We start from the raw sequence: 7,186 nt of genomic DNA on the forward strand, positions 1-7,186 counted from the left end.
CGGTCGCTGCGGCTGGCCTCGGGCGACGTCTGCGCCCTGACCGGCCCGGCCCGGCTGGCGCGGCACGGAATCGACCGGATTCTGGCCGGGTCGTCGGGGCTGATCCCCGGCGGGGGGCGGCTCAACCTGACCCTGCGCCGGGCCGGGCCGGGCTCACGCCCCGGGTGAGGCGGGACTGGCCGGAGGGGGGCGGGCCCCCTCCGCCGGCGCCCGTGGCAAGCCCCCTCCCCCGCGACGCGGTCCCCCTCCCCCATGGGGGAGGACTAAGCCTTCCGGTCGAAATTGCCGCCGGTGGCGCCGGCGGCGACATAGGCGGCGTTCCCGGCCGCGGCGCCGGAGCCCTTGGCGGCGACCACGACCATGGCCGGGCGCACGGTGCGGCCGAACAGGGCGTAGCCGGCCTGCAGGGTCTGGATGACCTGGCCGCCCTGGACCGAGTCCGAGGGCTGCTCCATCATCGCCTGGTGCAGGTGCGGGTCGAAGGGATCGCCCGGTTCGGGGGCGACGCGCCGCAGATTGTTGGCCTCGAAGGCCTGCAGCAGCGACTTCTGGGTCAGCTCCAGGCCGGTGACCAGGCCGGCCTCGCCGGCCCCGGCGTCCCTCGGCGCGGCCTGCAGGGCCCGCTCGAGGTTGTCGGCGACGCCGAGCAGGTCGCGGGCGAATTTCTGGATGGCGTAGGCGCGGGCGTCGTTGTTCTGGACCTCGGCGCGCTTCCTGGTGTTCTCGGCCTCGGCCACGGCGCGCAGGGCGCGGTCCTTCCACTGGTCGCGCTCGGCGATCAGGGCGTCGAGCGGCCCGAGGCCGTCGTCGGGTTCGCCGTCGAAGCCCTCCGTCTCGCCGATGTCGGCGGCCAGCTCTTCGGAGGTCGGGGTGTCGTCGTGAATGTCGCTCAAGTTTCCTGTCCGTCCAGCATCCGGCCCAGCACCCGGGCGGTATAGTCCACCAACGGGATGACACGGGCGTAGTTCAGTCGCGCGGGGCCGATCACGCCGATGGCGCCCAGCACCCGCTGCCGGCCCGTCATATAGGGCGCCGCGATGACGGCGGAACCCGAAAGCGAAAACAGTCGCGTTTCGGCGCCGATGAAGATGCGCACGCCCTGGGCCGTGGAGACGCCGTCGAGCAGGCCGATCAGCTGTTCCTTCTGCTCGAGGTCGTCGAACAGGACGCGCACCCGCTCGAGATCCTCGGCGGTCTCGCGGTCGTGCAGCAGATTGGCCCGGCCGCGCACGATCAGGGCCCGTTCGCGCTCGGCCCCGCCGGACCAGGCGGCCAGGCCGTCCTCGACCAGCCGGGCGGCGGCGGCGTCCAGCTCGCGCCGGGCGGCGTCCAGTTCGGTGCGCATCTCGGTGCGCGCCTCGTGCAGCGGGCGGCCCTTGAGCCGGGCGTTGAGGAAGTTGGACGCCTCCTGCAGGGTCGAGGGCGTCACCCCGGCCTTCAGCGGCATCAGCCGGTTCTCGACCGCGCCGTCGTCGGCGACCAGCACGGCCAGCGCCTGGTCGTGGCCCAGGGCGACGAATTCGACGTGCTTGACCCCGGCCTCGCGGACCGGGCTGGCGACGATGCCGGCCCCGCCGGCCAGACCCGAGAGCAGGGCGGAGGCCTCGTTCAGGGCCTCGTCGAAACTGCGGCCGCCGCCGGCCAGGCGGGCGTCGATCTCGCGCCGCTCCTCGACCCCGAGGTCGCCGATCTCCAGCAGGCCGTCGACGAACAGGCGCAGGCCGGCGTGGGTCGGGATGCGCCCGGCCGAGGCGTGCGGCGAGGCCAGCAGGCCGGCCAGGGTCAGGTCCTGCATGGTGTTGCGGATCGAGGCCGGGGACAGCGACACCCCGGTCAGCGACAGGGTCCGCGAGCCGACCGGCTCGCCGGTCTGCAGATAGGTCTCGACGATGCGGCGGAAGATGTCGCGGGCCCGCTCGTCGAGGGCGACGAGGCCGGCGGGGGGGCCGCCGAAGGGGGCGCCGGTGAAGGACGTCACGACCGCGCCTCCCACGCGGCCCGCTCCAGCCGGTGCACGAGGCAATCGTCCTGATCGAACATCCGGCCTTCGACCGGCTGGAAACCGAGGCGGCGGTAGAAGCGGTGGGCGTCCAGGTTCGACGCCAGCGGGTCGATGACGATGGCGGGCACGGCCGGGTCGGCGAAGCAATCGTTGACGGCGAGGGTCATCATCCGCGTGCCGTAGCCGTGGCCGAGGGCGTCCTTCGGGCCGATCCAGATGTCCAGCGCCCGCAGGTTCGGCTCGATATCGCCCCAGTAGTGCTCCGGCTCCCGGTGCGGATCGATCACCTGCATGACGCCGATGGGCCGACCGTCCACCTCGGCGATGCGGTAGAAGCTGACGTCCGACTGCGCTTCCAGCGCCTCGCGCCACTGGAGGCCGCCGAAGGCGATGTCGGCTTCGGGGTCGTCGGTCGAACCGGCGATGACGTGCGGCTCGCGGTCCCAGCCGGCCAGCAGGTCGGCGTCCCCGACCGTCGCCGGGCGCAGCCGGACGGCGGAAGGCGCGGGCAGGGGGGAATACAGGCTCACGGTTTCAGGATAAGCAGCCCCGCCGCCCCGTCCAAGGAAATCATCATGACCGTCGCCCGCCCCTCCGAACGCGCCCCCGAACAGCTCCGCGCCGTGACCCTGGAGACCGGCGTCAACCGCTACGCCGAGGGCTCCTGCCTGGTCACCTTCGGCCATACCAGGGTGCTGGTCACCGCCTCGGTCGAGGAGAATGTGCCCGGCTGGATGCGCGGCAAGGGCCAGGGCTGGGTGACGGCCGAATACGGCATGCTGCCGCGCGCCACCCACACCCGCGGCCGGCGCGAGGCCGCCGCGGGCAAGCAGACCGGCCGGACGCAGGAGATTCAACGATTGATCGGCCGCTCGCTGCGGGCCGTGGTCGATCTGAAGGCGCTGGGCGAGCGCCAGGTGGTGCTGGACTGCGACGTGGTCCAGGCCGACGGCGGCACCCGCACGGCGGCGATCACCGGGGCCTGGGTGGCCATGGCCGGCGCCTTCGACCATCTGCGCGCCGAGGGGGTGCTGAAGGCCGACCCGATCCTCGACCAGGTCGCGGCGATCAGCTGCGGCGTCTGCGCCGACCAGCCGGTGCTGGACCTCGACTATGAGGAGGACTCCACCGCCGAGGCGGATTCCAACTTCGTCCTGACCGGCTCGGGGACCATCGTCGAGATCCAGGCCACCGGCGAGAAGCGCGGCTTCACCCGGGCCGAGTTCGACCGCCTGTTCCAGCTGGCCGAGGGCGGCTGCGCCGAACTGTTCGCGATGCAGCGGGCGGCGCTGGGGCGGTAGGGGTCACCTCTCGGGACAGCCTATGATCCCCCGGACGTGCGGTCCTTAGTTCTCGGGCCCCCAACAATCATGAAGGGCTTCGTCTACTCGCTCAAAAATTCTTTGAGGAACTCCCGACCCTAGGGATGACAGTGTAACTTCGAGGGGACTATTTTCGGCATCCCACGCTCTTGCCCAAATTCGATGCGTGACGTGCAGAGGTCCCATTGATGGAGGCTGCGAACCGGATGGCACGGCCGACCTCAACTCCACTCGGGGAAACGATATCCGCTCGATCGCTATCAGCGAATCCGCAACTCCCGTGCACGAATCCTGAGACGTCCACGCAATTTTCGGGCTTTCATCACCAGTTCGAATTTCACGCCTCACGCGCCAAGCCCAAGACCGCCCGGAGGGTGCCGGCCCGTATTTGTAGAAGCTAAATGCGACAATTCCGTATTGCTCTTGATCCTTAAGAATAACTGCATCAGGCGGCCTGTTCTCGATCCGCAGACCACTCAACTGCCCTATTCGGTCGTTGGACGAAATATCTTGACCTATGGCGAAAGATATAAGTGCTAGGATGAGCATGGGGCTGCCTCCGGGTTAACTTCCGGTCCGTTCGCATCAATGTCTCGGTCAGACGTGGTGTCATATACGCGAATAGCGAAGTCAGAATTGGGATCGGACGTATCTCGAGCAATTACGTAGGATCGAAAATTCCGTCCGGTCCACCCGCTCCAAGCATCAACGCGCGCCCAGTCGGCCACTGACGGAACCGTATTTCCGCCGGGATGGGAATGAATCTCGCCGACCAGGTTGCCTTGGGTCGCATCGCTTTCATCAAATGCGAAGGTCCCAGTCATCGGGTCGCCATATGTCACCCGGCCAAGGTATATGCTTCCGTCAGGTCGCTGATAGATTTGCGCGCCAAACTCCCTCTCATACAATCCGTCATCCTCAAGCTCCGCAGCTTTCGCCTCGAATTGACGTTTAGCTTCCGCCGCCGCCGCGTCCCGCGTTCCAATCCAGCGCCGTCGCGGGGTCGGCGCAGGGATCAAACCCCGGGGACGGCGAATTCGGGTCGTCTGAAACCTCGTTCTGTTGAATTCCACCGTCGTCGCCCGAGCCGCCGCCACCAGTCGGAAACGAGCCGCCGGGCTGCCGACGCTGACCGACCACATAGACGTCCGGCAGGGTGTCTGTCATCGCCCGCTCCAGCGGAAACCTTCCAGCCATGAATATCTGGTTTCACGCTCAAGACGAATCACGGGTACGAGAGCTGTCGCGGGATCAGCCCTCCTCCCCGTCCGGCAGGCCCATCATGTGGAAGCCGGCGTCGACGTGGATGATCTCGCCGGTGGTCGACAGGCCGAGGTCGGAGCACAGCCACAGGGCGCAGCCGGCGACGCCCTCCATCGAGGTGTCCTGCTTCATCGCCGACATGGCCCGGCCCTGGGCGATCATGCCGCGGCCGCCCGAGATGCCGGCCAGCGACAGGGTGCGCATGGCCCCGGCCGAGATGGCGTTGCAGCGGATGCCCCTGGGCCCGAGGTCGCGGGCGATGTAGCGGGTCGCCGCCTCCAGCGCCGCCTTGGCCACCCCCATGGTGTTGTAGTTGGGGATGGCCCGCTCCGAGCCGAGATAGGTCATGGTCACCAGCGCGCCGCCGTCGGGCATCAGCTTCGAGGCCCGCCGGGCCACGTCGACGAAGCTGAAGGCCGAGATGTTCAGGGCCAGCAGGAAGCTGTCGCGGCTGGTGTTGTCGACGAAGCTGCCCTTCAGCTCGTCCTTGTTGGCGAAGGCGACCGAGTGGACCACGAAGTCGAGGGTCCCGAACGCCCTCTCCAGCTCGGCGAAGGCGGCGTCCATCGAGGCGTCGTCGGTGACGTCGGCGGGGATCAGCAGCCTGGCCCCGACGCTCTCGGCCAGCGGCCGCACCCGCCGCTCGAGCCCCTCGCCGAGATAGGTGAAGGCCAGTTCCGCGCCCTGGGCGGCCAGCTGGGAGGCGATGCCCCAGGCGATGGAGTTGCTGTTGGCGACCCCCATGATCAGGCCCTTCTTGCCCTTCATCAGGTCGCCCGCGGGCATGTTCCAGCCGCTCTCGCTCGCCATGGTCGGTCTCCTTTTGGGGGCCTGTCGCTCGCAACGCGGTTGCTCGCTACATGAGGCCGGTCTGGTCGGCCTGACGCTCGCGACGCGGTCGCTCGCCGCCTGGGGCCGTGGGCGGAGCGTTAGCAGGGGCCGGGGCGGCGGGGAAGCTTTCGCGCCGCCGGGCCAGCCGGGCCAGCAGGGGCGCGGCGGTGACGCCGTGGACGAGGATCGACACCAGGATGATGAAGCCGACCACGGCCCACAGCCGCTCGCTGTCGCCGAAATCGCCGTGGTTGACGCCATAGGCGAGGTAGTAGACCGAGCCGACCCCGCGGATGCCGAGGAAGGCCAGCAGCAGCCGCTCGCGCCACGGCCGGCCGGAGCCGGCCATGGCGATCAGCCCGGCGACCGGCCGGACCACCAACACCACCGCCAGGCCGACCAGGGCGTCGGTCCAGGTCAGGGCCGACAACAGGCCGTTGGCGAGCGCCCCGCCGAACAGCACCAGCAGCAGCATCATCAGCAGCCGTTCGATCTGGTCCGAGAAGTCGTGCATCTCCTGATGGAAGTCGTGATCCCGTTCCGAGGCGCGGATGGTCACGGCGCAGACGAAGACGGCGAGGAAGCCATAGCCGTGGACGGCCTCCGTCAGGGCGTAGGCGATCAGGGTGGCGGCGAGGGCGATCAGTCCGTCGCCCAGGTTTGACAGGCCGCGGCCGCCGCGGAACAGCAGATGGCCGAGGACCTTGCCGATCAGCCAGCCGGCCCCGAGCCCGGCCAGCAGCTTCCAGCCGACCTTGATGGTGAACCAGTCGGTCAGGCCGTCCTGGGTCGCCAGCCCTCCGGCGGCGGCGAGGATGGCGAGGTGGACGAAGGGGAAGGCCAGGGCGTCGTTGAGCCCCGCCTCCGAGGTCAGGCCGAAGCGGACCTCGTCCCCGTCGCCCGAGCGCGGCGGCCCGACCTGGACGTCGGCGGCCAGCACCGGGTCGGTGGGGGCCATCGAGGCTCCGAACAGCAGGGCCATGGCCAGGCTGAAGCCCAGCCCGGCCCAGCCCAGCCAGGCCGTCGCCGCGATGGTCAGGGGCATGGCCACGGCCAGCAGCCGCCAGGTCGTCGCCCAGCGGCGCCAGCCGGGCGGGCGGTCCAGCTTCAGCCCCGCCCCCATCAGGCTGATGATGACCACCAGTTCGGCCAGTCGCTCGGTCAGGGTGTCCCAGGTGCGCGGATCGGGGTCGAAGGCCAGCAGGCCGGTCGAGAACACCGCCACGCCGATGGCCACGCACAGGATGGCCAGGGTCAGCGGCAGCCGCTTCAGCCCGACCGGCGCCCAGGACACCAGCAGGACCACGGCGCCGAGGCCGAGCAGGAACAGGATGTAGGGATCAGGGATCGGCCGGCTCCGGCTGTCTGGAAGCCGACTATAGCGTGTCGGTGCCGCCAGGGGTTGCGGTCAGACCTTCGACAGGATCAGCGTGCCGTTGGTGCCGCCGAAGCCAAAGCTGTTGGACATGACGTGGGTCAGCTCGCCGTCGTGGCGCTGGCGCAGGATCGGCATGCCCTCGAACTCGGGATCGAGGGTTTCGATGTGGGCGCTCTCGGCGGCGAAGCCGTGCTGCATCATCAGCAGGCAGTAGATCGCCTCCTGCGCCCCGGCCGCGCCGAGGCTGTGGCCGGTCAGGGACTTGGTCGAGGAGATCAGCGGCAGGGCGTCGCCGAAGACGTTGCGCACCGCCCCCATCTCCTTGCTGTCGCCCACCGGGGTCGAGGTGCCGTGCGGGTTCAGATAGTCGATCTTCGGATTGCCGGCCAT

Annotated in this window: 9 protein-coding genes and 1 pseudogene; 2 read left to right on the top strand and 8 right to left on the bottom strand. The window is 69.5% G+C overall.

All coding sequences use genetic code 11. From position 1 onward, the window contains the following. Positions 1-168, top strand: a 168-nt coding sequence (locus Q0588_RS15795) for an alpha-ketoglutarate-dependent dioxygenase AlkB (protein ID WP_366873043.1), incomplete at its 5' end; no start/stop codon positions are given. A gap of 95 nt (positions 169-263) precedes the next feature. On the opposite strand, the gene grpE is transcribed toward Q0588_RS15795, so the two are convergent. Genes grpE through Q0588_RS15810 form a run of 3 tightly spaced genes read right to left on the bottom strand, consistent with a single transcriptional unit; the run spans position 264 to position 2,532 of the window. Further along, on the bottom strand, positions 264-893 hold the full coding sequence (grpE, locus tag Q0588_RS15800) for a nucleotide exchange factor GrpE (RefSeq protein WP_298748198.1): 630 nt from the start codon (positions 891-893) through the stop codon (positions 264-266). After that, the gene (gene hrcA, locus Q0588_RS15805) at positions 890-1,978 is read right to left on the bottom strand and encodes a heat-inducible transcriptional repressor HrcA (RefSeq protein WP_298748200.1); all 1,089 of its coding nucleotides are present in this window, start codon (positions 1,976-1,978) and stop codon (positions 890-892) included. The genes grpE and hrcA overlap by 4 nt, the downstream gene beginning before the upstream one ends. Then, positions 1,975-2,532: a GNAT family N-acetyltransferase gene (locus tag Q0588_RS15810; protein ID WP_298748201.1), complete on the bottom strand. Its 558-nt coding sequence runs from the start codon at positions 2,530-2,532 to the stop codon at positions 1,975-1,977. Before Q0588_RS15810 ends, hrcA begins: the two co-directional genes overlap by 4 nt. A gap of 45 nt (positions 2,533-2,577) precedes the next feature. On the opposite strand from Q0588_RS15810, the gene rph reads away from it, so the two are divergent. Further along, complete coding sequence (gene rph / locus Q0588_RS15815; protein WP_298748204.1) at positions 2,578-3,303, top strand: ribonuclease PH; 726 nt, start codon at positions 2,578-2,580, stop codon at positions 3,301-3,303. A gap of 557 nt (positions 3,304-3,860) precedes the next feature. On the opposite strand, the gene Q0588_RS16085 is transcribed toward rph, so the two are convergent. The 5 genes and pseudogenes from Q0588_RS16085 to Q0588_RS15835 all read right to left on the bottom strand — a co-directional run. After that, entirely contained in the window at positions 3,861-4,148 is a 288-nt protein-coding gene (locus Q0588_RS16085) for a Mov34/MPN/PAD-1 family protein (protein ID WP_366873042.1), read from the bottom strand. Positions 4,149-4,275: 127 nt separating this feature from the next. Beyond that, the gene (locus tag Q0588_RS15820) at positions 4,276-4,491 is read right to left on the bottom strand and encodes a hypothetical protein (protein ID WP_298748207.1); all 216 of its coding nucleotides are present in this window, start codon (positions 4,489-4,491) and stop codon (positions 4,276-4,278) included. A gap of 84 nt (positions 4,492-4,575) precedes the next feature. Next, positions 4,576-5,373: an enoyl-ACP reductase gene (locus Q0588_RS15825; RefSeq protein WP_298748213.1), complete on the bottom strand. Its 798-nt coding sequence runs from the start codon at positions 5,371-5,373 to the stop codon at positions 4,576-4,578. Between the two features lie 70 nt (positions 5,374-5,443). Beyond that, positions 5,444-6,724 (bottom strand): cation:proton antiporter, encoded by a 1,281-nt coding sequence (locus Q0588_RS15830; protein WP_298748210.1) that lies wholly within the window; start codon positions 6,722-6,724, stop codon positions 5,444-5,446. A gap of 102 nt (positions 6,725-6,826) precedes the next feature. Then, positions 6,827-7,186, bottom strand: a pseudogene (locus tag Q0588_RS15835) (beta-ketoacyl-ACP synthase I); the annotation flags it as partial.

The sequence above is a fragment of the uncultured Brevundimonas sp. genome, assembly GCF_937870815.1.
In the GTDB taxonomy this organism is placed as follows: domain Bacteria; phylum Pseudomonadota; class Alphaproteobacteria; order Caulobacterales; family Caulobacteraceae; genus Brevundimonas.

Coding starts and splice junctions, on each gene's coding strand:
- Q0588_RS16085 (WP_366873042.1), bottom strand. CDS start 4,148: ATGACTGGGACCTTCGCATTTGATGAAAGCGATGCGACCCAAGGCAAC.
- Q0588_RS15825 (WP_298748213.1), bottom strand. CDS start 5,373: ATGCCCGCGGGCGACCTGATGAAGGGCAAGAAGGGCCTGATCATGGGG.
- Q0588_RS15820 (WP_298748207.1), bottom strand. CDS start 4,491: ATGACAGACACCCTGCCGGACGTCTATGTGGTCGGTCAGCGTCGGCAG.
- rph (WP_298748204.1), top strand. CDS start 2,578: ATGACCGTCGCCCGCCCCTCCGAACGCGCCCCCGAACAGCTCCGCGCC.